Source organism: Kitasatospora nipponensis (genome assembly GCF_039528135.1).
GTDB lineage: Bacteria > Actinomycetota > Actinomycetes > Streptomycetales > Streptomycetaceae > Kitasatospora > Kitasatospora nipponensis.
Genome location: NZ_BAAALF010001180.1, coordinates 1 through 513 on the forward strand (window position 1 = coordinate 1; position 513 = coordinate 513).

1 protein-coding gene and 1 pseudogene are annotated in these 513 nt (G+C 72.3%); one reads left to right on the forward strand and one right to left on the reverse strand.

The annotated features are described in order from the left end of the window. A partial coding sequence (locus ABD323_RS45535) for a hypothetical protein (RefSeq protein ID WP_344447790.1) occupies positions 1-181 on the forward strand: 181 nt, incomplete at its 5' end. On the opposite strand, the pseudogene ABD323_RS45540 reads toward ABD323_RS45535, so the two are convergent. Further along, positions 159-513: pseudogene (locus ABD323_RS45540) on the reverse strand (nucleotidyltransferase); the annotation flags it as partial. The gene ABD323_RS45535 and the pseudogene ABD323_RS45540 sit on opposite strands and share 23 nt — an antisense overlap.

The window sequence follows — 513 nt, forward strand, 5'->3', positions numbered from 1 at the left end:
CGAACTCCTGGAGCCCACCGACTGGTTCACCGCTCTCGCGGACGTCTTCGGCCTCACCCTCGCCGACCTCGGCCGGGCCGACCGCGACCGCCTCTGGCGCAAGGTGCACACGGCTCACCTGAGCTGGGTCGCGGCCCGGAGCCGCGAAGCTGCGCAGGTCACTGCGCCAGAGCGCGCCTGATCCCGCGGCGCACGAAGGCGCGGGCACGCATCGCTCGGCGGACACGTCGCAGACGGCCGATCGGCTCGGGATCTGCATAGCGGCGGTCGCGGATGTCACGGACCACGTCCGCGGGCGCACCGAGTTCCAGCAGTTCCGCCAGGGCCTCGCCCTTCGTGATCAGCCGCCCGTCGCGCAGCGTGACGGTGGCGCGGGCCAGGACCAGCAGGCCCAGGTCCACCCAGATGTCCCGCATCCAGAGCCAGGGTTTGCCCGTGGCCGGAAGCCAGAACTCCGCCAAGTCGCGCCGGATGAACTCCTCCAGCTGCCCGCGGGCGAGCGGCGGAAGCAGT